Source organism: Cryobacterium sp. BB307, from assembly GCF_012274275.1.
Classification (GTDB): Bacteria; Actinomycetota; Actinomycetes; order Actinomycetales; family Microbacteriaceae; genus Terrimesophilobacter.
On the sequence record NZ_JAANZA010000002.1, the window covers coordinates 441,311 to 465,161 of the forward strand.

At 67.6% G+C, this 23,851-nt stretch carries 22 protein-coding genes; 4 read left to right on the plus strand and 18 right to left on the minus strand.

Features of this window, described 5'->3' with window-relative positions:
- Position 1: 1 nt before the first annotated feature.
- From alaS to HGK58_RS09440, 4 genes are all read right to left on the minus strand, one after another.
- Entirely contained in the window at positions 2–2,659 is a 2,658-nt protein-coding gene (gene alaS, locus HGK58_RS09425; protein ID WP_168627323.1) for an alanine--tRNA ligase, read from the minus strand.
- A 58-nt stretch (positions 2,660–2,717) separates the two neighbouring features.
- Positions 2,718–2,927 carry a hypothetical protein gene (locus HGK58_RS09430; RefSeq protein ID WP_168627324.1) on the minus strand — a complete coding sequence of 70 codons (210 nt, stop codon included), beginning with the start codon at positions 2,925–2,927 and terminating at the stop codon, positions 2,718–2,720.
- A 171-nt stretch (positions 2,928–3,098) separates the two neighbouring features.
- Positions 3,099–3,728 (minus strand): 30S ribosomal protein S4, encoded by a 630-nt coding sequence (rpsD, locus tag HGK58_RS09435; protein ID WP_168627325.1) that lies wholly within the window; start codon positions 3,726–3,728, stop codon positions 3,099–3,101.
- A 201-nt stretch (positions 3,729–3,929) separates the two neighbouring features.
- On the minus strand, positions 3,930–5,267 hold the full coding sequence (locus HGK58_RS09440) for a replication-associated recombination protein A (RefSeq protein WP_168627326.1): 1,338 nt from the start codon (positions 5,265–5,267) through the stop codon (positions 3,930–3,932).
- Positions 5,268–5,357: 90 nt separating this feature from the next.
- Here HGK58_RS09440 and HGK58_RS09445 point away from each other — a divergent pair, with 90 nt between their 5' ends.
- The 3 genes from HGK58_RS09445 to HGK58_RS09455 all read left to right on the plus strand — a co-directional run bounded on the left by HGK58_RS09445 (position 5,358) and on the right by HGK58_RS09455 (position 8,129).
- On the plus strand, positions 5,358–6,158 hold the full coding sequence (locus HGK58_RS09445; RefSeq protein ID WP_168627327.1) for a peptidylprolyl isomerase: 801 nt from the start codon (positions 5,358–5,360) through the stop codon (positions 6,156–6,158).
- 83 nt (positions 6,159–6,241) lie between these two features.
- Positions 6,242–7,471, plus strand: a complete 1,230-nt coding sequence (locus tag HGK58_RS09450) for a DUF349 domain-containing protein (RefSeq protein ID WP_168627328.1) — start codon at positions 6,242–6,244, stop codon at positions 7,469–7,471.
- 91 nt (positions 7,472–7,562) lie between these two features.
- Positions 7,563–8,129, plus strand: coding sequence for a type IV toxin-antitoxin system AbiEi family antitoxin (locus HGK58_RS09455; protein ID WP_168627329.1), 567 nt, complete (start codon positions 7,563–7,565; stop codon positions 8,127–8,129).
- Between the two features lie 6 nt (positions 8,130–8,135).
- Here the strand turns inward: HGK58_RS09455 and HGK58_RS09460 are convergent, their stop codons facing one another.
- The 14 genes from HGK58_RS09460 to HGK58_RS09525 all read right to left on the minus strand — a co-directional run bounded on the left by HGK58_RS09460 (position 8,136) and on the right by HGK58_RS09525 (position 22,652).
- Positions 8,136–10,403, minus strand: a complete 2,268-nt coding sequence (locus tag HGK58_RS09460; RefSeq protein ID WP_168627330.1) for a bifunctional (p)ppGpp synthetase/guanosine-3',5'-bis(diphosphate) 3'-pyrophosphohydrolase — start codon at positions 10,401–10,403, stop codon at positions 8,136–8,138.
- Positions 10,404–10,467: 64 nt separating this feature from the next.
- Positions 10,468–11,448: a protein translocase subunit SecF gene (secF, locus tag HGK58_RS09465; protein ID WP_168627331.1), complete on the minus strand. Its 981-nt coding sequence runs from the start codon at positions 11,446–11,448 to the stop codon at positions 10,468–10,470.
- Entirely contained in the window at positions 11,448–13,217 is a 1,770-nt protein-coding gene (gene secD, locus HGK58_RS09470; protein ID WP_168627332.1) for a protein translocase subunit SecD, read from the minus strand. Before secD ends, secF begins: the two co-directional genes overlap by 1 nt.
- Before the next feature lie 99 nt (positions 13,218–13,316).
- On the minus strand, positions 13,317–13,679 hold the full coding sequence (yajC, locus tag HGK58_RS09475) for a preprotein translocase subunit YajC (RefSeq protein WP_168627333.1): 363 nt from the start codon (positions 13,677–13,679) through the stop codon (positions 13,317–13,319).
- Between the two features lie 110 nt (positions 13,680–13,789).
- Positions 13,790–14,827: a Holliday junction branch migration DNA helicase RuvB gene (ruvB, locus tag HGK58_RS09480; RefSeq protein WP_168627334.1), complete on the minus strand. Its 1,038-nt coding sequence runs from the start codon at positions 14,825–14,827 to the stop codon at positions 13,790–13,792.
- Positions 14,824–15,450 (minus strand): Holliday junction branch migration protein RuvA, encoded by a 627-nt coding sequence (gene ruvA, locus HGK58_RS09485; RefSeq protein WP_168627336.1) that lies wholly within the window; start codon positions 15,448–15,450, stop codon positions 14,824–14,826. Before ruvA ends, ruvB begins: the two co-directional genes overlap by 4 nt.
- Positions 15,447–16,025 carry a crossover junction endodeoxyribonuclease RuvC gene (gene ruvC / locus HGK58_RS09490; protein WP_349236191.1) on the minus strand — a complete coding sequence of 193 codons (579 nt, stop codon included), beginning with the start codon at positions 16,023–16,025 and terminating at the stop codon, positions 15,447–15,449. The genes ruvA and ruvC overlap by 4 nt, the downstream gene beginning before the upstream one ends.
- 6 nt (positions 16,026–16,031) lie before the next feature.
- Complete coding sequence (locus HGK58_RS09495; protein ID WP_168627338.1) at positions 16,032–16,793, minus strand: YebC/PmpR family DNA-binding transcriptional regulator; 762 nt, start codon at positions 16,791–16,793, stop codon at positions 16,032–16,034.
- 103 nt (positions 16,794–16,896) lie between these two features.
- On the minus strand, positions 16,897–17,499 hold the full coding sequence (pdxT, locus tag HGK58_RS09500; protein WP_349236192.1) for a pyridoxal 5'-phosphate synthase glutaminase subunit PdxT: 603 nt from the start codon (positions 17,497–17,499) through the stop codon (positions 16,897–16,899).
- Positions 17,489–18,394 (minus strand): pyridoxal 5'-phosphate synthase lyase subunit PdxS, encoded by a 906-nt coding sequence (gene pdxS / locus HGK58_RS09505; RefSeq protein WP_168627341.1) that lies wholly within the window; start codon positions 18,392–18,394, stop codon positions 17,489–17,491. Before pdxS ends, pdxT begins: the two co-directional genes overlap by 11 nt.
- Before the next feature lie 49 nt (positions 18,395–18,443).
- Positions 18,444–19,019 carry an HIT domain-containing protein gene (locus HGK58_RS09510; protein WP_168627342.1) on the minus strand — a complete coding sequence of 192 codons (576 nt, stop codon included), beginning with the start codon at positions 19,017–19,019 and terminating at the stop codon, positions 18,444–18,446.
- On the minus strand, positions 19,019–20,977 hold the full coding sequence (gene thrS / locus HGK58_RS09515; protein ID WP_168627343.1) for a threonine--tRNA ligase: 1,959 nt from the start codon (positions 20,975–20,977) through the stop codon (positions 19,019–19,021). Before thrS ends, HGK58_RS09510 begins: the two co-directional genes overlap by 1 nt.
- Positions 20,978–21,168: 191 nt before the next feature.
- Complete coding sequence (locus HGK58_RS09520) at positions 21,169–22,383, minus strand: HNH endonuclease signature motif containing protein (RefSeq protein ID WP_168627345.1); 1,215 nt, start codon at positions 22,381–22,383, stop codon at positions 21,169–21,171.
- An 8-nt stretch (positions 22,384–22,391) separates the two neighbouring features.
- The gene (locus HGK58_RS09525; RefSeq protein ID WP_168627346.1) at positions 22,392–22,652 is read right to left on the minus strand and encodes a hypothetical protein; all 261 of its coding nucleotides are present in this window, start codon (positions 22,650–22,652) and stop codon (positions 22,392–22,394) included.
- 236 nt (positions 22,653–22,888) lie between these two features.
- On the opposite strand from HGK58_RS09525, the gene HGK58_RS09530 reads away from it, so the two are divergent.
- On the plus strand, positions 22,889–23,848 hold the full coding sequence (locus HGK58_RS09530) for a nitronate monooxygenase (RefSeq protein WP_168627347.1): 960 nt from the start codon (positions 22,889–22,891) through the stop codon (positions 23,846–23,848).
- Positions 23,849–23,851: the final 3 nt, after the last annotated feature.

Below are 23,851 nucleotides of genomic sequence, written 5' to 3' on the forward strand. Positions count from 1 at the left end.
GTCACCTCGGCAGGGCGTCTCGGATGGAGTCGAGCGCGGCCGGGATCGCCGAGACGTCAGACCCGCCACCCTGGGCGAGCTCGTCCTTGCCGCCGCCACCGCCGCCGAGCACGCCCGCTGCGGTCTTGGCCAGCGGGCCAGCCTTCACGCCGAGACCGCGAGCGGCGTCGTTGGTGGCCACGATCACGGCCGGCTTGCCGCCGATGTCCGCGGCGAGGGCGACGACGGCCGCCTCCGCGCCAAGCCGGCCACGGACATCCGTCACCAACGACCGGAGGTCATCGGCTGAGGAGGCACTGCCGATGCTGTCGACGACGCGCTTCACCCCAGCGACCTGCTGCGCGCCGGAGGCGAGCGCCGGAGCGCGCTGCGCGAGCTCGGCCGCCTGGAACGCGGCGATGCGCTTCTCCGCGGCCTTCAGGTTGCCCATGAGCTCGGCGATGCGCTCCGGAAGCTGCTCACGCGGAGTCTTCAGGTTGGCGCTCAGCTGCGACACGATCGCGCGCTCTGTTGCCAGTTCGCGGAATGCCTCCATACCAACCAACGACTCGATCCGGCGGTTGGTCGAGCCGACGGATGCCTCACTGACGACGCTGATCAGCCCGACCTCGGAGCTGCGGGTGACGTGGGTGCCGGCACACAGCTCGCGTGACCACGGCCCGCCGATGTCCACGACCCGCACGGTCTCGCCGTACTTCTCCCCGAACAGCGCCATGGCGCCCAGGGCCTTCGCCTCATCGAGCGGCATGACGCGCGTCTCGACCTCGAGGTTGCGGCGGATCGCGACGTTCGCGAGCTCTTCGATCTCGGAGCGGGTCTCCGGGGAGAGCGGTTGGCTCCAGCCGAAGTCAAGGCGCATGTAGCCGGCTTTGTTGTACGAACCGGACTGGTGCGCCTGCGGCCCGAGCACCTCACGCAGCGCGGCGTGGATGAGGTGGGTCGCCGAGTGCGCCTGCGTGGCGCCACGGCGGTACTCGGCGTCGACAACGCTCGTGGCCGGTTCGCCGACCGCGACCTCGCCGCTGGTGACCTGCACCTTGTGGCTGATGAGTCCCCTCACCGGGCGCTGCACGTCGAGCACCTCGAGGTCGAAGCCGGTGCCGACGATGCGACCAGCGTCGGCATCCTGGCCGCCGGACTCCGGGTACAGCGCGGTCTCGGCGAGAATGACCTCCGCCGTCTGGCCCGCGCTTGCAGAGGTAACCGATTCGCCGTCGACGATCAGGCCGAGCACCCGGCTGTCGGTCTCCAGGAACTCGTAGCCGGTGAACACCGTCTCGCCAAGCCCGCGGAACTCGCTGTAGACCGACAGGTCGGCCAGGTGCGACTTGCGCGAGCGGGCATCCGCCTTCGCCTTGGAGCGCTGCTCGGCCATGAGGGTGTCGAACGCGCCGCGGTCGACGCTCAGGCCCGCTTCCTCCGCCATCTCCAGGGTCAGGTCGATCGGGAAGCCGAAGGTGTCGTGCAGCAGGAACGCGGTGTCCCCCGGCAGCTCCTTGCTTCCGGATGCGCGGGTCTTCTCCACCGCGACGTCCAGGATGCTGGTGCCGCTCTCGAGCGTGCCGAGGAAGGTCTCCTCCTCGGCGTAGGCGAGGCGGGAGATACGGTCGAACTCGTGCTCCACCTCAGGGTAGGAGGACTTCATCGCGTCCCGGGAGGCGGGGAACAGCACGTCGAAGGTGGCCGCGTCGACCCCCAGCAGGCGCATCGCGCGCACGCTGCGGCGCAGCAGGCGCCTCAGGATGTAGCCGCGCCCCTCGTTGGACGGTGCGACACCGTCGGCCATGAGCATGAGCGCCGAGCGCACGTGGTCGGCGATGACACGCATCCGCACATCGTCGTCGTGGTCGGCACCGTACCGGCGTCCGGAGAGCTCGGCCGCCCGGTCGAGCACCGGCCGGACCTGGTCGATCTCGTACATGTTCTCGACACCCTGCTTCAGGAACGCGACGCGCTCCATGCCCATGCCGGTGTCGATGTTCTGCTTCGGCAGGTCCCCGACGATCCTGAACTCGGTCTTCGAGCGCACATCATCGAGCAGGTACTGCATGAAGACCAGGTTCCAGATCTCCACGAACCGGTTGTCGTCGGCGGCCGGCCCACCCTCGGCGCCGTAGGCGGGGCCACGGTCGAAGTAGATCTCCGAGCACGGACCGCCGGGGCCGGACTGGCCGGTGTGCCAGTAGTTGTCCTCGCGGCCGAGCCGCTGGATGCGCTCATCCGGGAGCCCGGCGACCTTCTTCCACAGCGCAGCGGCCTCATCGTCGTCCTCGTAGACGGTCACCCAGAGGTCACGCTCGTTGAAGCCGTAGCCGCCATCCGACTCGCTCGTGGTCAGCAGCTCCCACGCGTATCCGATCGCGCCTTCCTTGAAGTAGTCGCCGAAGGAGAAATTGCCGTTCATCTGGAAGAACGTGCCGTGGCGGGTCGTCTTGCCGACCTCATCGATGTCGAGGGTGCGGATGCACTTCTGCACGCTCGTCGCCCGCGGGTACGGCGCCGGAACCAGACCGGACAGGTACGGGATGAACGGCACCATCCCGGCGATGGTGAACATGAGGGTGGGGTCGTCGCTGACGAGCGAGGCCGACGGCACGACGGTGTGGCCGCGCTCGGCGAAGAAGTCGAGCCAGCGGCGACGGATTTCAGCGGTTTGCATGGGTTGTCCCGGATCAGTGCCGGGAGGCCCGGCAGGCAGTGGTCTGAGGAATCAGTGCTCAGCCGGCCTTGGCGGCGAACTCGTCGTCGAGCTCGCCACGCAGCTCAGCCTCACGTGCCCGGTAACCCTCGACGACGGCGTCCGCGAACTCGCGGGCCTTGCTGTCGACGTCCTCGAAGAACTTCCTGCCCTCGGGAGTCTTGTTGACCTGGTGCGCAACGACGAACCCGACGCCGACACCGACGATCAGCCAGAACACCTTGCCCATAAGCACTGCTCCTAAATGAAAAGTCGAGTGAGTTCAGTAAGAACTCATAAAGCCTAATCGTGCCACGGTTGACGCCTGCTGCGCGCGGACGGCCAGCGAGCTATGTTAAACGCGAACGGGGCGGCGCACCGAAGTGCAACCGCCCCGACTCGCTTGGAGCTTTTGTGTCGCTTAGCGTGCTGCGTAGTACTCGACCACGAGCTGCACTTCGCAGGTCACCGGGACCTCGGCGCGCTTCGGGCGGCGGACCAGGCGAGCCTGCAGCTTGTCGAGCTCGACCTCGAGGTAGCCCGGGACCTTCGGCAGGACCTCGGCGTGACCGCCGGCGGCCGCGACCTGGAACGGCTCGAGCACCTCGCTGCGCGGGTGCACGTGGATGAGCTGACCCGGCTTCACGCGGAAGGACGGGCGGTCGACGCGCTGGCCGTCGACCATGATGTGACGGTGCACGATCAGCTGGCGAGCCTGCGCGGTGGTGCGGGCGAAGCCGGCACGCAGCACGAGGGCGTCGAGGCGCATCTCCAGCAGCTCGACCAGGTTCTCACCGGTCAGGCCCTGGGTGCGGCGGGCCTCCTGGAACACGATGCGCAGCTGCGCCTCGCGGATGCCGTACTGGGCGCGCAGACGCTGCTTCTCCCGCAGACGGACGGCGTAGTCGCTGTCGGTCTTGCGGCGGGTGCGTCCGTGCTCGCCCGGCGCGTAGGGGCGCTTCTCGAGGTACTTGGCTGCCTTCGGGGTGAGGGCGATGCCCAGAGCCCGCGAGAGGCGGGTCTTGCTATGGGTACGTGACTTGGTAGACACGGTTTCCTTTCGGTACGAATGAGTTCATCGGTCTTCGACTGCCGCGCATGCGCGCACAGCGACAGGTTCATGGAAGAGGGATGCGCCACGGGTACCGTCCGGCTAAAGGGCGTTCCCATCCAGTTGAGTCTCGAAGCAGCCGCGCGCGAGAGCCCACTGTAGGCGGATCAATGTTAGCAGACAGCCGGGGCCGATCGGATGCTAGTCGCGACCGCCGCGGATGATCTTCCGAAGCTTGGCCAGCCGCGCCGACACGTCGCGCTCGTTGCCGTGCTCTGTCGGCGTGTAGTACCGCGTGCCCTGGAGCTCGTCGGGGAGGTACTGCTGCTCGACGACCCCCAGATCGGAGTCGTGCGCGTAACGGTAGCCCTTGCCGTGGCCGAGCCGTTTGGCTCCCGGGTAGTGCGCGTCCCGCAAGTGCTTGGGCACCCGGCCGATCTTGCCTGCACGGACATCCGCGATCGCCGCGTTGATCGCCGAGTACGCGGCGTTGGACTTCGGTGCTGTGGCCAGGTAGACCACCGCTTCAGCGAGCGGGATCCTCCCCTCCGGCATTCCGATCAGCTGCACCGCCTCGGCTGCGGATACCGCGATGTTGAGCGCGTTCGGGTCCGCCATGCCGATGTCTTCCGCTGCCAGGATGATGATGCGCCGAGCGATGAACCGCGGGTCCTCCCCCGCCTCGATCATCCGGGCGAGGTAATGAATCGCGGCGTCGACGTCGGAGCCGCGGACCGACTTGATGAAGGCGCTGATCACGTCGTAATGCTCGTCACCCTGCCGGTCGTATCGCAGCAGCGCCCGGTCGACAGCGGTCGCGACGACCTCGGGCGTGATGACCGGCTTCCCATCCTCAGCCAGCGCGGTCGCGGCGGCGGCGGATGCCTCCAACGCGGTGAGCGCGCGACGCGCGTCGCCGGACGCCAACCGGATGATGGCCGCCCGCGCATCCTGCTGCAGGCTGACGGCATCCGCCAATCCGCGATCGTCGCCCAGTGCCCGGTCGATGACTTCGCCGAGGTCGTCGTCGGACAGCTGCTCGAGCGTCAGCAGCAGGGAGCGGGACAGCAGCGGCGCGATCACCGAGAACGACGGGTTCTCGGTGGTAGCTGCGACGAGGATGACCCAGCCGTTCTCGACGCCGGGAAGCAGGGCATCCTGCTGCGCCTTGGTGAAACGGTGGATCTCGTCGAGGAACAGCACCGTCGAGACGCCGTACAGGTCGCGGGCCGACATCGCGTCCTGCATGACCTGGCGTACGTCCTTGACTCCCGCGGTGACGGCGGACAGTTCGACGAATTTGCGCCCGGAGCTGCGCGCGATCGCCTGGGCGATGGTGGTCTTGCCGGTGCCGGGCGGCCCCCACAGGATGACGGAGACCGCGCCCTGCTCCCCCGTCGTGTCCCCGGCGAGGCTGATGAGGGGCGAGCCGGGCGTCAGAAGGTGCTTCTGGCCGGCCAACTCGTCGAGGGTGCGCGGTCGCATCCGCACGGCGAGCGGTGTCGCGCCCGTGCGCAACCCCGGTTGCAGATCGGCCATAGCGGCCATGGTAGTTGGCTGCACCGACCGTCCTTCGCCCAACCGGTAGTGTTCTTGACGGTTCGTAGGTGAACGCAAGATGGAGGTTCCGTGGCACCGAGCAAGAGCGCCGATCGTGAGGCACGGCAGGCGCGCGAGCGTCTGCGTCGTTTCAACGCGCGGCAGGAAGTGCACAAGCAGCGGGTGTCGCGGCGCAAGCGGGACAACGTGCTGGCTGTCATCGGTGTCGTCGTCATCGCGGCTCTCGCCACGCTCACCCAGGTGGTGTTCTTCACCGCCGGACCTGGCGCCCCGGAGCCCACGCCGGAGCCGTCGGCCACAGCGACCCCAGAGCCGCAGCAGAACGTCGGCGACATCCCCGACCCGGCGCTCTCCGAGTTCCGCACCTGGACCGGTGAGCTCGTGCTCAACGAAGTGCCGCTCGCGTTCGAACTCGACGGTGCTGCGGCGCCGCAGGCTGTCGCCGCGTTCGTCCAGCAGGTGCAGGACGGCTACTTCGTCGACAAGATCTGCCACCGCCTGACCGACGCTGGGGTCAAGCTCATCCAGTGCGGCTCCCTGGATGGAACCGGCGCGGGCGACCCCGACTTCCGCTTCGGGCCCATCGAGAACGCGCCGGAGGACGGCGTCTACCCGGCGGGCACGATCGCGATGGCGCGCGCGGGCGGCGACGCCTACAGCCAGGGGCACCAGTTCTTCATCATGTACGAGGACGGCAGCCTGCCGGACGATATGGCAGGCGGGTACACCGTCTTCGGCAAGGTCACCGACGGGCTCGACCGGTTCATCGAGGAGATCGCAAGCGGTGGTGTGCAGCCGGGTGGTCCCCGTGGGGCCAACGACGGCGCTCCGGTCATCCCGACGACCATCACGAGCGTGAGCGTTCAGTAGGCAATAGGCTTGTGCTCGGTTATCGCGGGCCCTGAAACGGACCGCGCGAGAGCATTCCTGATCCAAACAGCAAGGTGAGGCAGTTGGCCGAAGACAATCAGTCGCAGTGGGGGCGTGTCGACGAGACGGGCACGGTCTACGTGCGCACCGCCGACGCCGAGCGCGTTGTCGGAGCGTTCCCGGATGGCAGCCCGCAGGAGGCGCTCGCCTACTTCGAGCGCAAGTTCACCGAGTTGGAGGGCCAGGTCCGGCTGCTCGAGCAGCGGGTTCGTCGCGGCGCATCCGCGTCCGACGTTGCCAAGACGGTCGAGACCCTGCGCCGAGCGGTTTCGGAGGCGAACGCCGTCGGTGACCTCGCCTCGCTCGAGGCGCGCCTCGACACGCTGAAGGGCGCTGTCGGCGAGCTGACCGCCCAGCAGGCCGAGGAATCGAAGGCCGCACTGCAGCAGGCGATCGCAGAGCGCACCGCCGTCGTCGAGGAGGCAGAGGCGCTCGCCGCAGCCGACCCGGCGAAGGCGCAGTGGAAGCAGGTGAGCGCCGCACTGGACGCCCTGTTCGCTCGGTGGCAGGAGCAGCAGCAGAACGGTCCGAGGTTGCCGAAGGCGGAGCGCGACGAGCTGTGGAAGCGGTTCCGTGCAGCGCGCCTGACGATCGAGACGCACCGCAGGGCGTTCTTCGCCGAGCTGGACGCGGCGCACAAGGATGCGCGCGGCCGCAAGCAGGAGCTCGCAGAGAAGGCGGAGGCGCTTGTGCCGCAGGGTGCTGACGGCATCCCGGCCTACCGGGCGCTCCTGGACGACTGGAAGCGCGCCGGACGTGCGGGCAAGAAGGTCGATGACGCCCTGTGGGCGCGGTTCAAGGCCGCAGGCGACGCGATCTACGCTGCGAAGGCAGAGCTCGACGCCAAGGACGACGAGGAGTTCCGCGGCAACCTGGAGCAGAAGCTCGAGCTCCTGAATGAGGCCGAGCCGCTGCTGAAGGAGACCGACCGCGACGTTGCGCGAGAGAAGCTGCTCGCGATCCAGCGTCGCTGGGACGAGATCGGCAAGGTACCCCGCGACCAGGTTCGCGTGGTCGAGGATCGGCTGCGCAAGGTCGAGGCGGCGGTGCGCAAGCTTGACGAGGAGCACTGGCAGAAGAACAACCCCGAGCGCAAGGCGCGCGCGGAGGGTCTCGCCGGGCAGCTTCAGGATGCTATCGAGAAGCTCGAGAAGGAACTCGCCGACGCGAAGACGGCCGGCGACGCCAAGCGCATTGCCGAGGCCGAGGAAGCACTCGCCGCACGCAAGCTCTGGCTCGGCGCGATCGGCTGACCCGCGTCGCCGCCGGCCCGACTGCCGCGGTTGTGCACAGTTGGCAGACGCGTGATGCACGTCCCACAGCGCGCTCGGCGACCATAGAGGGATGACTGCGGTCCTCTCCCCCAGCCGGCTCGCGTCGCTGCTCGATGACGACGACTTGCCGATGGCGGAACTGTGCGCGGCCCGCCTCGATGGCGAGCTGTTCGGGATCGGCGAGGGATTCGCTCCGGTCGACCAGGCAGAAACGGCCCTGCTGCGGGCGCTCTCGGTCGCCCGCCTGGCGGGGGGTCGGCTGATCGCAGAACGGGCGACAGCGGCATGGATTCTCGGTGCGAGCGCGACGGTGCCGGAGCGTCATCAGTTCTGCGCTCCCCTCTCAGCGCGCTCTCGTCCGGCGTACCCGGCCAGGGTGGCCGTGCGTGAAGTCGTCATCGGGCCGGCCGACTGCACAGAACTCGGCGGCGTCCGGGTCACCACCGAGCTCCGCACCATCCTCGATCTGGTGCGGTTCAGCGAGCCGTTCGATGAGCGCGCGGCAGCCATGGTGTCGGCGCTGGCCGACATCGGCGGTCTCGACCGTGCGCACATCCGTCAGGTTGCGCTCGCTCGCCGGAACCTCCCGAACAAGCGCCTCGCGCTGCGCCGGCTGGCATTCGCCCTCGGGACCTAAGAATCGCTAGTTTGCGTTCACCCGGTACACGTCATAGACCTGGTCGATGCGGCGCACCGCGTTCAGCACCTTCTCCAGGTGGGTGGTGTCACCCATCTCGAATAGGAACCGGCTGAGCGCCAGCCGGTCACTCGAGGTCGCGACGGTCGCCGACAGGATGTTGACGTGGTGTTCGGAGAGCACTCGGGTCACATCCGACAGCAGGCCGGCGCGGTCGAGGGCCTCGACCTGGATCTGCACCAGGAAGACACTCGAGCTCGTCGGCGCCCACTCGACCTCGATCATCCGGTCGGGCTCCGCGAGCAGCGCCTTGACGTTGACGCACTTGCGCTGATGAACCGACACCCCTGCGCCACGCGTCACGAAGCCGACGATCTCGTCGCCCGGGACCGGCGTGCAGCACTTGGCGAGCTTCACCAGGATGTCGGGCGCGCCGCGCACGAGCACACCGGAGTTGCTGTTGCGCAGCGGCGTGGCACGGCCGGGACGGAACGGCAGCTCTGGAACATCGTCGGGCTCGGTGGCGACGAGCGCGAGCACCTTCTCGATCACCGACTGGGTGGAGACATGTCCCTCGCCGACGGCCGCGTACAGCCCGGAGACGTCCTCGTAGCGCAGCTGCGCGGCGACCTCGTTGAACGAGTCCTGGCTCATGAGCTTCTGCAGTGGCAGGTTCTGCTTGCGCATCGCCCTGGCGATCGCGTCCTTGCCCTGCTCGATGGCCTCTTCGCGGCGTTCCTTGGTGAACCACTGCTTGATCTTGTTGCGGGCCCTCGTGCTCTTGACGAACGCCAGCCAGTCCTGACTCGGCCCGGCATCCGGATTCTTCGACGTCAGGACCTCGACGACCTCACCACTCGTGAGCGGGGTGTCCAGCGGCACGAGCCGGCCGTTGACCTTCGCACCCATCGTGCGGTGGCCGACCTCGGTGTGCACCGCGTAGGCGAAGTCCACCGGGGTCGCGCCCGCCGGGAGGCCGATGACCTTGCCCTGCGGGGTGAACACGTACACCTCTTTGGCGCCGATCTCGAAGCGCAGCGACTCGAGGAACTCATTCGGGTCGCTGGTCTCCGCCTGCCAGTCGGAGATGTGGGCGAGCCACGCCATCTCGGTGCTGCCAGCGAAGGTCTTCTCCGGCAGCTTGCCGGCCATCCGCTCCTTGTACTTCCAGTGCGCGGCGACACCGTACTCGGCGCGCTGGTGCATCTCCTCGGTGCGGATCTGCAGCTCCACCGACCGGCCGTGCGGGCCGATGACGGTGGTGTGCAGCGACTGGTACAGGTTGAACTTCGGGGTGGCGATGTAGTCCTTGAACCGGCCGGGCAGCGGGTTCCAGCGCGCGTGGATCGCCCCGAGCACCGCGTAGCAGTCACGGACAGAGTTCACCAGCACGCGCACACCGACGAGGTCGTAGATGTCGTCGAACTCGCGTCCGCGCTGCACCATCTTCTGGTAGATCGAGTAGTACTGCTTGGGCCGGCCCATGATCCGACCGCGGATCTTCGACGCCTTGAGGTCCTCCGTCACCGCATCGATGACCTCCTGGATGAAGCCCGCGCGCTCGGGGTTGCGCTGCTTGACAAGCGACTCGATCTCAACATAGATCTTCGGGTACAGCACCGCGAACGACAGGTCTTCCAGCTCCAGCTTGATCGTCTGGATACCCAGCCGGTGCGCGAGCGGGGCGTAGATGTCGAGCGTCTCCTGCGCCTTGCGGCGGGCGGAGTCGCCATCCACGAACCCCCAGGTGCGGGCGTTGTGCAGCCGGTCGGCGAGCTTGATGACGAGCACCCGGATGTCCTTCGACATCGCGACGACCATCTTCCGGACGGTCTCGGCCTGGGCGCTGTCGCCGTACTTGAGCTTGTCCAGCTTGGTGACGCCGTCGACGAGCATCGCAACCTCGTCGCCGAAGTCGTCGCGCAGGCTCTCGAGTGTGTAGTCGGTGTCCTCCACCGTGTCGTGCAGCAGCGCGGCGGCGATCGTCACCGGACCGATGCCGAGGTCGGCGAGAATCGTCGCGACCGCGAGCGGATGCGTGATGTACGGCTCGCCGCTCTTGCGCAACTGGCCTTCGTGGGCCCGTTCCGCGGCAACATAGGCGCGCTCGATGATGCCGGTTTCCGCCTTGGGGTGGTGGGTGCGGACGGTCTTGATGAGCGCCCCGACCGTGCCCGCCGGCTGGCCCTTGGAGAAGATGCGCGGGAAGAGGGCGCGCCGCAATGCGACAGGTGCCGTGGGGCCCTGCGCAGAGCCCGATCGTGTATCGGTCATCGCGCCTCCTCCACTGGCAAAACTAACACCGGGGCCCTGAGATTCCGCGGCTGTTCGCTACCGGCTAGGCGATGCTCGCCTTGCGGTTCTCGGTCAGCCGCTGCTCCTGCTTCTTCAGCTCCGGCTCGTTCTGTCGCAGGTGCGCGTACAGCGGCGCGGCGATGAAGATCGTCGAATAGGTGCCGACGAGCATGCCGATGAACAAGGCGAGGGCGATGTCTCGCAGCGTGCCGGCGCCGAGCAGCACCGATCCGATGAACAGGATCGAGCCGACCGGCAGCAGCGCGACGACCGAAGTGTTGATCGACCTCACCAGCGTCTGGTTCACCGCAAGGTTCACCGACTCCGAGAAGGTTCGCACCCCGGTGTCCTCTGTGGTGTTCTCGCGAATCTTGTCGAACACCACGACAGTGTCGTACAGCGAGTAGCCGAGGATGGTCAGGAAGCCGATCATCGCTGCCGGGGTCACCTCGAACGCGAGGACGCCGTAGATCCCGGCGGTGATCACCAGGTCGTGCAGCAGTGCGATCATTGCGGCGAGCGACATCTTCCAGGTGCGGAAGTAGAGCGCCATCACCACAGCGGCGAGACCGAGGAACACCAACAGCGCCCGGATGGACGAGTTGGTGATGTCCTGACCCCAGACCGGGCCGATGAACGATGCTGTGACATCCGAAACACCGACGCCGTAGGCCTCGGCGAGTGCATCGCGCACGTCATCGCTCTCGCGGTTCGTCAGCTGGTCGGTCTGCACCCGGACAGAGTCGCCGCCGACGATCGTGACCTTCGCGTTCGCGCTGTCGACGACGGATGCGACGACATCCGAAGCGAGGGCGTCATCCGGATTCGCGACGTCGGCGACCTCGAACTGCGAACCGCCGCGGAACTCGATCCCGAACTGGAAACCGCCGCGCATCATCGTGACGCCGACGAACAGGATGACCAGGGAGATGGCGATCGAGTACCAGATCCGGCGCTTGCCGATGAAGTCGAACGAGCGCTTGCCCGTGTAGAGGTCGTTGCCGAACTGGGAGAAGCTGGCCATCAGGAATCCTTCCCCGCGTTCTTCTTGGCAGTGGAGTTCTTGGCACTGGTGCTGGTGGAGCCGGTGCTGACGGAGCTGACCTTCTCGGCGGCCTTGCGCTCGGCGATGGTCTGGCGCTTCGCGGCCTCACGGCTGCTCGACGCGCGCTTGCTGGCCGGCACGGCGACCGGGTCGCGGAACTGCGCCCGCCCGCGGTAGACGGCGCCGAGCGCACGCGGGTCGAGCCCACTGAAGCGGTGACCCTCTCCGAAGAACTTGGTTTGCGCGAGCAGTTGCATGACCGGGTGGGTGAACATCGACACGACGAGGAGGTCGACCAGGGTTGTGAGCCCGAGCGTGAAGGCGAATCCGCGGACGTTCCCGACGGCCAGCAGGAACAGCACGGCAGCCGCGAGGAAGTTGACCGTGTCGGACGCGAAGATCGTGCGCAGAGCACGCTTCCAGCCCGCCTCGACTGCCGAGACGAGGGCGCGCCCGTCGCGCAGTTCGTCGCGGATGCGCTCGAAGTAGACGATGAACGAGTCTGCGGTGATACCGACCGCGACGATGAGGCCGGCGACGCCCGCGAGCGAAAGTCGGTAGCCCTCACGCCAGGACAGGATGGTGACCAGCAGGTAGGTGATGATCGCCGCGACCATGAGCGACACGACGGTCACGAAGCCCAGCGTCCGGTACTGGATGAGCGAGTAGATCACGACCAGGATGAGGCCGATCAGGCCCGCGAGCAGGCCGCTGGCCAGCTGACTCTCACCGAGAGTCGCCGAGATGGTGTCCTGGCTCTGCACCACGAAGCCGATCGGCAGCGCACCGAACTTCAGCTGGTCCGCGAGGGTCTTCGCCGTCTCCTGAGTGAAGGATCCGGTGATCTGCGGCTTGCCATCGGTGATGACCGCGTTGGTGGTCGGGGCCGTGATGACCTTGCCGTCAAGCACGACCGCGAACTGGTTCTGCGAGCCCGGCAGCTGGAACAGCCGCTTGGTGACGTCGCCGAACTCCTTAGTGCCCTCACCGTCGAAGACGATGTTGACGCCCCACTGGCCGGTGCTGACGCCCTGGCTGTTGGCGACCAGCGCGGCCTGTGCGTCGGCGATGCGCTCACCTGAGACCTCGACCGGGCCGAGGATGTACTTGAACTGCAGCGTGTCGTCACAGGTGATGAGCGGCTTGTCGGCCGGCGCGATCGCCATCGCGGCCTCGTCGATCGTGTCGCAGGTGAAGTTCGTGAACTCCTCCTGCAGAGCAGGGGTGATCCAGTTCAGGTCGCTGGCATCGGTCGGCGTGACGCTCGGCTCGGCCGCAGGCTCTTCCGCCGGTGCAGAAGGCGACGGTGACGGGCTCGGCTCGCCGTCCTCCCCAACCGCCGACGTCGCGGAGACGTCCGCGACGAGCACTGGGCGGAACTCGAGCTTGGCCGAAGCCTCGAGGCGCTCCATGGTCTCGTCATCCGGAACGCCGGGGATCGAGACGATGACGTTCTGCCCGCTCTGCGTGCTGATCTCGGCCTCAGCGACACCGGATGCGTCGACACGCTGACGGATGATCGACACGGCCTGGTCGAGCTGTTCCTGAGTGACGGCCTGGCCGCTCTCCAGTTGCGGCGCCAAGATGATCTGGGTTCCGCCCTCGAGGTCGAGCGCGAGCTTCGGGCTCCACGACCCGCCACCCCAGATGACCGCCGCGCCGTTGAGCGCCACCAGTCCGAGCACGATCACCAGGAGCCAGGTGAGAGTGCGCCATGCCCTCTTCACCGGTGTCGATCTTGCGGCCACGTACGCTCAGCTTTCTAGGGTCAGATCAGGAGTTATTGTGCGGACAACGGCCCGCGGTCCACGCGTCTTCGCGTGGAGCAGGTTTCAGGTTAGCGCCTACTAGAGGGCCTTCTTGTCATCTCCGGTGGTGCCGTCGTCCGTTGCAACGTCGGTTGTGCTGTCCTCGATTGCGTCGGCGGTCTCATCGTCGGTGGCGGCGACGGCCTCGTCGGCGGGCTTAAGGAGCACCTGACGGTGCACGCGGAGCTCGACACCGGGGGCGACCTCGAGGGTGGCGATGTTGTCGTCTTCGTCGATCGCGGTGATGGTGCCGTACAGGCCGAAGTTGGTCATCACCTCGGTGCCGGGCACCATCTGGGTGCGACGCTCCTCCGCCTCACGCTGCCGCTTCTTGCCAGAACGGAACTGGAAGAAGAGCAACGCCGCGAGGGCGACAAGGATGATGACGAATGTGAGGTCCATGTGGGACTTGGCCTTCCGAAGGGGACTGTGGTTGCGGCTCGTGTCGGCGTTCAGCCGTGCGACTGAGCCACTGATCGCGTGCGATCAGGCTGTGGAGAGCCAGTTAAGCATCATAGGTCATCGCCGAACAGGGCGTCTGAGCGCCGCTGGATCCCGAGGTGCTCGAAGGCGGCGCGCGTGGCGACCCGGCCACGCGGAGTGCGGGTCAGCATGCCGACCCGAACCAGGAACGGCTCGACGACCGATTCGATCGTCTCGGCTTCCTCACCGACCGATACCGCGAGTGTGCCAAGGCCCACCGGACCGCCGTCGAAGCGGGTCAGGATGATGTCGAGCACCGCCCGGTCGAGCCGGTCCAAGCCGAGCCCGTCGACGTCGTACAGCTCGAGCGCCGACTGCACCGCGTGCAGACCGTCGACGTGGTGCACCAGGATGTAGTCCCGCACACGTCGAAGCAGACGGTTGGCGATTCGCGGGGTCCCACGGGAACGGCCTGCGATCTCGGCGAGGGCATCGCGTTCGACATTGAGCTCGAGGAGCGCCGCCGCACGGATGAGCACCTGCTCGAGCTCACCCTCGTCGTAGAACTCGAGGTGGGCGGTGAACCCGAAGCGGTCGCGCAACGGGTTCGGCAGCAGACCGGATCGCGTGGTCGCGCCGACCAGCGTGAACGGTGCCAGGTCGAGTGGGATCGACGTGGCGCCTGCGCCCTTGCCGACCATGATGTCGATGCGGAAGTCCTCCATCGCGAGGTACAGCATCTCCTCCGCCGACCGTGCCATGCGGTGGATCTCGTCGATGAACAGGATCTCCCCCGGCACGAGCGACGACAGTAACGCTGCCAGGTCGCCCGCGTGCTGGATCGCTGGGCCGCTGGACATGCGCAGCGGCCGACCGCTCTCCTCCGCGACGATCATGGCGAGCGTCGTCTTGCCGAGGCCGGGCGGGCCGGCGAGCAGGATGTGGTCTGGTGTGCGGTTCTGAATCCGCGCTGCGTCGAGCAGCAGCTGCAGCTGTGCGCGCACCTTGGCCTGCCCGACGAACTCAGCGAGCGTCTTCGGACGAAGCGCGCCCTCGAAGGCGAGCTCGGCATCCGATTCCGGTGTCGACCGGACGATGCCGAGGTCGCCGGCGGCGTCGCCCGTCATGAACGGCCACCCATGGAGCTGAGCTGGCTGGGTCCGAGGTTCGCGAGGGCGATGCGCAGCAGCGCCTGCACGTTCGACTTCTCATCGTCGGATGCCGCGGCGACGGCGTCGTCGACGGCCTGCGCCGCGATCTTCTCCGACCAGCCGAGGCCGGCAAGGGCAGCGATGACGCTGTCGCCGACGTGCGCGGGGGCCCTTGACGCCGGAGCGTCCTGCATGCGGACGGCGGTGAGCTTGCCCGCGAGGGAGACGACGATGAGCTTCGCGGTCTTCGGGCCGATGCCGGAGACCTTGCGGAACGCTGCGTCGTCCTCGTTCGCGACCGCGGCGGCGATCTCCGCCGGCCGGAGCGCGCCGAGCACACCCATCGCCGACTTGGGGCCGACTCCGCTCACGCCGCGCAGCAGGTCGAACAGCTCCCGCTCCTCAGCGTCGGCGAACCCGTAGAGGGCGAGTTCGTCCTCACGCACGATGAGGGCGGTGTGCAGGCTCGCCTCCGAGCCGACCCGCAGCGACAGCGCGGTGTCCGGTGTGACAGCGACCCGCAACCCGACTCCCCCGACCTCGACGACGACACTCGAACCAGCAGTTACGAGCACGGAGCCGCGGACGGAAGCGATCATGGAGCCAGCCTACGGTGGGCCCCCGACCTCGCCGCGGAGCGCTCGGCGGCGTGCCACGCCTGCTGCGCGGGAGTGAGTGTCCCTCGATCCGTTGCGACGCTCGCGCCGCGTTTCCAGGCGTGACAGATGGCCAGGGCGAGCGCGTCCGATGCGTCGGCCGGCTTGGGCGCCTCCGCGAGACGCAGCACCTTCGCCACCATCGTCGCCAGCTGCTTCTTCTCGGCGCCGCCGTAGCCGGTGAGGGCCGCCTTGACCTCGGTCGGCGTATGGAAGCCGACGTCGAGACCGCGCGCGGCGGACGCATGCAGGGCGACACCGCTGGCCTGCGCGACGCCCATCACGGTGCGCAGGTTCTGCTGCGCGAACACGCGTTCGATGGCAACGGCATCCGGATGCCACTCGTCGAGCATCGAGGCGATCTGGTTCCCGATCGTGAGGAGCCGCTTCTCGAGCGCCTCCCCCGCGCCTGTGCGGATGACGTCGACGAACACCAGGGTGGCGCGTCGGTCGGGCGTGACATCGACGACCCCGACGCCGCAGCGGGTGAGGCCGGGGTCGATGCCGAGCACCCGCACGAGGGTCTACTCCTCTTCGTCGAGCTGGGCTTGCACCTCGGCCGGGACGTCGAAGTTCCCGTAGACGTTCTGCACGTCGTCGAGATCCTCGAGCGCGTCGATGAGCTTGAACACCTTGCGCGCGGTCTCGACGTCCACCTCGACGCTGAGGTTCGGCACGAACTCGGCCTCAGCAGAGTCGTAGTCGATGCCCGCCTCCTGCAGCGCGGTGCGAGCCGCGACCAGGTCGGTCGGCTCCGTCACGACCTCGAAGCCAGCGCCACGGTCGATGACTTCCTCTGCCCCGGCGTCCAGCACTGCGAGCAGGATGTCGTCCTCGGAGACCCCGTCGGTCTTCTCGATCGACACGACCCCCTTACGGTTGAAGTTGTAGGCGACGCTGCCTGGGTCGGCCATGGTGCCGCCGTTGCGGGTCATCGCGGTGCGGACCTCGGCTGCTGCGCGGTTGCGGTTGTCGGTGAGGCACTCGATCAGCAGGGCGACGCCGCCGGCGGCGTAGCCCTCGTACATGATCGTCTGGTAGTCGATCGTCTCGCCGGTGAGGCCGGCGCCGCGCTTGATCGCGCGATCGATGTTGTCGTTGGGAACCGACGTCTTCTTCGCCTTCTGCACGGCGTCGACGAGGGTCGGGTTGCCGGAGAGGTCAGCACCGCCGATCTTGGCTGCGACCTCGATGTTCTTGATGAGCTTCGCGAAGGACTTCGCGCGGCGCGCGTCGATGACGGCCTTCTTGTGCTTCGTCGTTGCCCATTTGGAGTGACCGGCCACTAACGTCCCTTTCGTCGACGCACCGCTTGGCTCTGCCCCGGGTGCGCGTTTACCGCCCGTAATTCTACGCCAGCGGTGTCTGGCAGCCGGTTAGGGCGCCGCGTCAGCGAGCCGCGCGCACCTTGTCCAGGAAATAGCGGTGGAAGCGGTGGTCATCCGTCATCTCCGGATGGAAGGACGTGCCGAGCAGATTCCCCTGCTCGACCGCGACGACTCGTCCGTCTCTCAATGTCGCGAGGGTCTTGACCTCGTCGCCGACCCGTTCGACCACTGGGGCGCGGATGAACACCGCGTGCAGCGGCGGTTCTCCGATCGCCGGGACCTTGAGGTCGACCTCGAACGAGTCGGTCTGGGACCCGAACGCGTTGCGGCGCACATCGATGTCGAGTGCACCGAGGCTCTCCTGGCCCTCGATGCCGTCGACGATGCGTGCGGACAGCATGATCAGCCCCGCGCACGTGCCGTACGCGGGCAGCCCCTCGGCCAGCGCGCGCTTGAGCGGCTCGGCGAGGCCGAAGATGCGCGACAGCTTGTCGATGACGGTGGACTCACCACCGGGGATGACGATCCCGTCGATGCTGTCGAGCTCCTCCGGGCGGCGCACAGGCACCGCGTCGGCGCCGAAGCCCCTGAGCACCGCGAGATGCTCGCGGAAGTCGCCCTGGAGGGCGAGCACTCCGACTGTCAGCGTGTCGCTACCAGCCACGTTCGGCGAGGCGGTGCGGTGCAGCGAGGTCGGCGACATTGATGCCGACCATGGCCTCACCCAGCCCGCGCGAGACATCCGCGATGACCTCGGCGTCGTCGTAGAACGTTGTCGCCTTGACGATCGCTGCTGCCCGACGCTCGGGGTTGCCCGACTTGAAGATGCCCGATCCGACGAAGACACCGTCGGCGCCGAGCTGCATCATGAGCGCCGCGTCGGCTGGCGTTGCGACGCCACCGGCGGTGAACAGCACGACGGGAAGCTTTCCGGTCGCTGCGACCTCGGCGACGAGCTCGTACGGCGCCTGCAGTTCCTTTGCGGCGACGTACAACTCGTCCTTCGTCTTCGACTTGAGCTCGTTGATCTGGCCGGTGATGGTGCGGATGTGCTTGGTCGCCTCGGAGACGTCACCGGTGCCAGCTTCACCCTTGGAGCGGATCATCGCAGCACCCTCGGTGATACGGCGCAGGGCCTCACCCAGGTTGGTCGCGCCACACACGAACGGAACGTTGAACTGCCACTTGTCGATGTGGTTGACGTAGTCGGCGGGGCTCAGCACCTCGGACTCGTCGATGTAGTCGACCTTGAGCGCCTGCAGCACCTGCGCCTCGACGAAGTGGCCGATGCGGGCCTTCGCCATGACCGGGATGGAGACGGAGCTCACGATCGCGTCAATGAGGTCGGGGTCGCTCATGCGGGCGACGCCGCCCTGCGCGCGGATGTCGGCGGGCACGCGCTCGAGCGCCATGACAGCGACTGCGCCGGCGTCTTCGGCGATCTTCGCCTGATCCGCCGTGACGACGTCCATGATCACACCGCCCTTGAGCATCTCTGCCAGGCCGCGCTTGACGCGGCTCGTGCCCAGTTCGGTGTTGGAGTCGTTGGTGATGGTCATTAGGTCATTCTACCGCCGCGGAGGACGGCAGAAGCACGCGGCGTAACGCTCAGTCATCACCGGTCGGCCAGCCCGCGGCGATCTCGTCGCGAACCTCGCCGAGCAGCCGCGGAACGGCCTTCGTGCCGGCGACGATCGGGAAGAAGTTGGAGTCGAGCGCCCAGCGCGGAACGATGTGCTGGTGCAGGTGCTCTGCGATGCCCGCGCCGGCGATGCGACCCTGATTCATGCCGAGGTTGAAGCCGTCGCAGTGGGCGACCTTCTTGAGCACGCGCATCGCGGTCTGGGTGAGGCTGCCGATCTCGGCGACCTCTTCCGGGCTCGCTTCGTCGTACGTTGCGATGTGCCGGTACGGGCACACCAGCAGGTGCCCGGAGTTGTACGGGTACAAGTTCAGCAGGGCGTACGCGTGCTTGCCGCGCGCCACGATGAGAGCTTGCTCGTCTTCGAGACCGGGTGCGCGGCAGAACGGGCACTCGTCCTTGGCCGGCTGCTGGCCGTCCTGGATGTAGACCAGCCGGTGCGGTGTCCACAGCCGCTGGAAGGCATCCGGAACTCCGGCGAAATCGCTCGCGAACTCCGCGCCGTGGAACTCCTCCGGCGAGTAACTGCGCCCGCTGTCCATCAGACCTGGGCTTTCGTCTCGATTGCTCTCAGGATGCGCTGGATCGCCTCGGCGACGGGCACGCCGTTGTCCTGGGTGCCGTCGCGGTAACGGAAGCTGACTGCGCCGTTGGCCCGGTCCTCCTCGCCTGCGATGAGCTGGTATGGCACCTTCTGCTTGGTGTGGGTGCGGATCTTCTTCGGCATCCGGTCGTTGGAGTCGTCGAGTTCTGCACGCACACCGGCGTTCTTCAGCTGCTCGATGACCGAGCCGAGGTACTCCTCGTACTCCTCGGCGACGGGTATGCCGACGACCTGCACGGGCGAGAGCCAGACCGGGAACGCTCCGGCGTAGTGCTCGGTGAGCACGCCGAAGAAGCGCTCGATGGACCCGAACAGAGCGCGGTGGATCATCACCGGGCGCTGGCGCGTGCCATCCGCTGCCGTGTACTCGAGGCCGAAACGCTCTGGGAGGTTGAAGTCGAGCTGGATGGTCGACATCTGCCAGGTGCGGCCGATCGCGTCGCGTGCTTGCACGGAGATCTTCGGGCCGTAGAACGCGGCACCGCCGGGATCGGGTACCAGTTCGAGGCCGGATTCCTCCGCCACCTCGCGCAGGGTGGCGGTGGCCTCGTCCCAGACCGCGTCGTCGCCGACGTACTTCTCGGGGTCCTTGGTGGACAGTTCGAGGTAGAAGTCGTTCAGGCCGTAGTCCTTGAGGAGGTCAAGCACGAAGTCGAGGAGCATGCGCAGCTCTTCGCGCATGTTCTCCCGCGTGGTGAAGATGTGCGCGTCATCCTGAGTCATCCCGCGCACGCGGGTGAGGCCGTGCACGACGCCGCTCTTCTCGTAGCGGTAGACGGAGCCGAACTCGAACGCGCGCATCGGCAGGTCGCGGTAGGAGCGCCCACGCGACCGGTAGATGAGGATGTGGAATGGGCAGTTCATCGGCTTGAGGTAGTAGTCGGCGCCCTGTCTGGTGATCTCGCCGTCCTCTCCGCGCAGCTCGTCGAGGTGCATCGGCGGGAACATACCGTCGGCGTACCAGTCGAGGTGCCCGGATTCTTCGAACAGGTTCGACTTGGTGATGTGCGGCGAGTAGACGAACTCGTAGCCGGCTTGCTCGTGGCGGCGGCGGGAGTAGTCCTCCATCTCCTTGCGGATGATGCCGCCCTTGGGGTGGAACACCGGCAGTCCGGAGCCGATTTCCTCGGGGAAGGAGAACAGGTCGAGCTCTGCACCGAGTTTGCGGTGGTCGCGCTTGGCAGCCTCTTCGAGTCGCTGCTGGTACTCGCGCAGCTCGTCCTTGCTCGGCCAGGCAGTGCCGTAGATGCGCTGGAGCTGCTTGTTCTTCTCGGACCCGCGCCAGTAGGCGGCGGCGACACGCGTGAGGGCGTAGCCGTTGCCGATCATGCGAGTGTTCGGAAGGTGGGGTCCGCGGCAGAGGTCCTTCCAGGCGGTTTCGCCGGACTTCGAGTCGACGTTGTCGTAGATCGTGAGTTCTGCGCCGCCGACTTCGACGCTCTCCCCCGCGTCACCGGCTTCGGCCGAGCCGCCCTTGAGCCCGATGAGTTCAAGCTTGTACGGCTCGCCTGCCAGCTCGGTGCGTGCTTCGTCCTCGGTGACGACCCGACGCTGGAAGCGTTGGCCGGACCGGATGATGCGGTCCACCTCTTTCTGGATGGCCTTCAGGTCTTCTGGCGTGAATGGTTCCTCGACGTCGAAGTCGTAGTAGAACCCGTCGGTGATGGGCGGGCCGATGCCGAGCTTCGCTTCCGGATTGATCGACTGCACCGCTTGGGCGACGACGTGGGCCGCAGAGTGGCGGAGGATGTTGAGGCCATCCTGCGAGTCAATGGTGACGGGTTCGACGGTGTCGCTGTCAGTGACGGTGGCGGCGAGGTCTTTCAGTTCGCCGTTGACGCGCATCGCGACGATGTTGCGGTCACTGTAGAGGTCGAATCCCGTCTGGTGGCTCATTGGATCAACTTTAGTGGCCGGGGCGTCCGCCTACAGCCGCTTCTCCATCGGTGGTCGAGCTCTCGGTTGACGAGCCCCCGGTGGTCGTGCCTCTCGAGACCCGCGCTCCGGTGGTCGAGCCTGTCGAGACCCGCGCTCCGGTGGTCGAGTCTGTCGAGACCCGTTGCTGGGCAGAGTTCTCCCGCGGTGCCTCAGGTGGCCCGATGTCGCTCGGCCGCGGTGAGGGCGTCGGCGAGTGCCGGTGACTTGGATGGCATCGGCCTGGGTGTCTGGGTGGGGTCGATGTCGCGGGGTGGGATGAGCCAGAAGCGGGCTAGCGGGTCGTGGTCGCGGGTTTCGATCTCCCAGCCCTCGTCATGCAGCAGCAGGTGGTGGTGGCGGCAAAGCAGGATGCCGTTGTCGATGTCGGTTGTCCCGCCGTCGCGTTCCCACCAGCGGATGTGGTGGGCCTCGGTCCATTCCGGGGGTCGGTCGCAGTCGGGCCAGGCGCAGCCGCCGTCGCGGGCGGCCAGCAGCCGGCGTTGGGCCCGGTTGAAGAAGCGCTGCTCCCGGCCGAGGTTGACCGGGAGGGGGCGGTCGTCGAAGACGATCAGCTCGATCCCGTTCAGGCAGGCGTTGCGCTCCACCGTGGCGATCGACACCGGGTAGTCCTGGCCTTCGATCCAGCCCCGACCGGCGCGGTCGGTCAAGTCTGTGGCGGCCACCAGCACCCGCACCGCGGGCCGGTTCACGCCGACCACACCCTGCGGGTCGGTGTCGAGGGCCAGCTGGATCAGCTCCAGCATCCCGTCCGAGGCCAGCTGCTCGGTGGTGCGGGTGTCGGCCAGGATCGCCTCCGCCCGCTCCCGCTCCGGACCGGTGGTGAAGCGGGGTCCGCCCCGGCGTGGTGAGGTGAGCTTGTCGTAGACGTCATCGATCAGGGCGGCGCCCTCCGGGTCGAGGTCCCAGGTGTACCGGGTCATCCCGTCATCCCGCTTCCACCGGCGGAACGACCGCAAGGCCCGGCGCTGCCGCTCCCGCTCCACGATCCCGGCCGCATCCAGGTCATCCCGGGCCGTCCGGGCCAGCCGCAGCAGCTGCTCGGCATCGAGCGCGCCACCGGGCGTGGTCGCCGATTCGGCGACGCCGGTCACCAGCCGGGTCGCGGCGGCGGTCAAGTCTTCAGTCGTGACACCGGGTCCCGGCCGGCCCAGCCCGGTGCGGATCGCCTCCGCACCTGCCACCGAGACGGTTCCGGCCGCGACGGCCTTCCCGACGGGTGCGAGCCACGGCTCGGTCATCATGCTGGCGAGCCCTGCCGGGTCGTCGATGCCCGCGGTCTCGGCGTTCTGCAGCAGGTCGGCGTCATTCATCATGGTGCCGACCCGCACGAGCGTGGTCGCCTCGCGGGCGGTGGAGCCGGTCACCCCGCGGATCAGCGCCTCCGGCGTGCGGAACCCCTCCTTCCGGGCCAGCCCGCCGAACCGGCCTCAACCGATGACCGGCGCACCACCTCACCGGCGAGCACCGACGCACAAGCATCAAGACTCCGCTTCGCCTCCGCCAACGACCGCTGCGCGGCCATCAAGGCAGAGTCCGAGAGTCCACGACCGCCGGCAGCTTCGGCACCCAGGCGGGCGTTCGCCTTCAGCGCCACCTCGAGCGCGGTGCTGAACGTAGCTGCGGAACTGGTCATGCATCCATTGTCCCAGCCTCGAACACAGCTACACAAGCAGATCTGAGAATCTGTTAGAAACTACTTTCAAGCTCACGTGTGGAGGAACAGACGGGCGCTTCGCGACGCCCCGCGAAGACCCAAACAGGGAAGGTCTCGACAAGCTCGACCACCGGACGAAGCTCAACCACCAAAGGGAAGCTCGACCGCCGAGCGAACGAGGGCTCCGGCGAAACGGCGGTGCCTAGACTGCGGACATGTCCCTTCTGCGCGACCTCGCCCAACCCATCCTTAATGCCCCGATGGCCGGCGCGGCAGGCGGGCGCCTGGCAGGCGCTGTCTCCGCCGCGGGCGGTTTCGGCATGATCGGCATCGCCGGTGCCATCACCGAGGAGTGGCTCGCACGCGAGGTCCCGCTCGCGGCAGCATCCGGACGCCCGTGGGGAGCCGGCATGATGGCCTGGGTTCTCGATGGCGGCCTCGACCCCGTGCGCATGGTCCTCGACCACAAGCCGGACCTGCTGTGCATCAGCTTCGGCGACCCAGGACCGGCAGCCCAGCTTGCGAGAGACGCCGGCGTCACCACCGCCATGCAGGTCGGCAACGCAGAAGATGTCGATCGCGCCATCGAGGCCGACATCGACCTGATCGTCTGCCGCGGAAGCGAGGGCGGCGGGCACGGCCGCGGCGAGGTGGCGACACTCCCCCTGCTCCAACTCGTCCTCGATCGCACCGACAAGCCCGTGATAGCGGCCGGCGGCATCGCAACAGCCCGAGGTGTGGCGGCGGTTCTCGCGGCGGGCGCTGCCGCGGCTTGGGTCGGCACCCGGTTCGCCGCCTGCACCGAGTCGCTGTCGGCGGACTCGCTCAAGCAGGCCATCGCATCCGCCGCCGTCGACGACACCGTCTATACGCGCGCCTTCGACGTGGCCCAGCGCATCCCGTGGCCCTCCGAGTTCGGCGGGCGAGCCATCCGCAACCCCTTCACCGAAGAGTGGGTCGACCGCATCGACGAGCTGCAGCAGCGGGTCGACTCCGAAGATGAGCTGACAGACCGGATGAACGCCGCGCGAGCATCCGGCGACGTCACAGTCGCTCCGGTCTACGCAGGCCAGTCTGCTGGCCTCACGCCGCGTGTGGAATCCGCGGCGGATGTCATAGCGGACCTGGCCCGGTTCCGTGAGCACTTAAACGCAGCGTGGGTCGCCTGGCAATAGGCG

Excerpts from the sequence above, each read along its gene's own strand:
- HGK58_RS09440 (WP_168627326.1), bottom strand. The coding sequence starts at position 5,267 with ATGGCCGATCTGCAACCGGGGTTGCGCACGGGCGCGACACCGCTCGCC.
- secF (WP_168627331.1), bottom strand. The coding sequence starts at position 11,448 with ATGGCCAGCTTCTCCCAGTTCGGCAACGACCTCTACACGGGCAAGCGC.
- HGK58_RS09510 (WP_168627342.1), bottom strand. The coding sequence starts at position 19,019 with ATGGACAGCGGGCGCAGTTACTCGCCGGAGGAGTTCCACGGCGCGGAG.
- HGK58_RS09430 (WP_168627324.1), bottom strand. The coding sequence starts at position 2,927 with ATGGGCAAGGTGTTCTGGCTGATCGTCGGTGTCGGCGTCGGGTTCGTC.
- HGK58_RS09530 (WP_168627347.1), top strand. The coding sequence starts at position 22,889 with ATGTCCCTTCTGCGCGACCTCGCCCAACCCATCCTTAATGCCCCGATG.
- pdxS (WP_168627341.1), bottom strand. The coding sequence starts at position 18,394 with ATGACCATCACCAACGACTCCAACACCGAACTGGGCACGAGCCGCGTC.
- alaS (WP_168627323.1), bottom strand. The coding sequence starts at position 2,659 with ATGCAAACCGCTGAAATCCGTCGCCGCTGGCTCGACTTCTTCGCCGAG.
- HGK58_RS09525 (WP_168627346.1), bottom strand. The coding sequence starts at position 22,652 with ATGACCAGTTCCGCAGCTACGTTCAGCACCGCGCTCGAGGTGGCGCTG.
- HGK58_RS09460 (WP_168627330.1), bottom strand. The coding sequence starts at position 10,403 with ATGACCGATACACGATCGGGCTCTGCGCAGGGCCCCACGGCACCTGTC.
- ruvB (WP_168627334.1), bottom strand. The coding sequence starts at position 14,827 with ATGACGGGCGACGCCGCCGGCGACCTCGGCATCGTCCGGTCGACACCG.
- HGK58_RS09455 (WP_168627329.1), top strand. The coding sequence starts at position 7,563 with ATGACTGCGGTCCTCTCCCCCAGCCGGCTCGCGTCGCTGCTCGATGAC.
- yajC (WP_168627333.1), bottom strand. The coding sequence starts at position 13,679 with ATGGACCTCACATTCGTCATCATCCTTGTCGCCCTCGCGGCGTTGCTC.
- thrS (WP_168627343.1), bottom strand. The coding sequence starts at position 20,977 with ATGAGCCACCAGACGGGATTCGACCTCTACAGTGACCGCAACATCGTC.
- ruvA (WP_168627336.1), bottom strand. The coding sequence starts at position 15,450 with ATGATCGCTTCCGTCCGCGGCTCCGTGCTCGTAACTGCTGGTTCGAGT.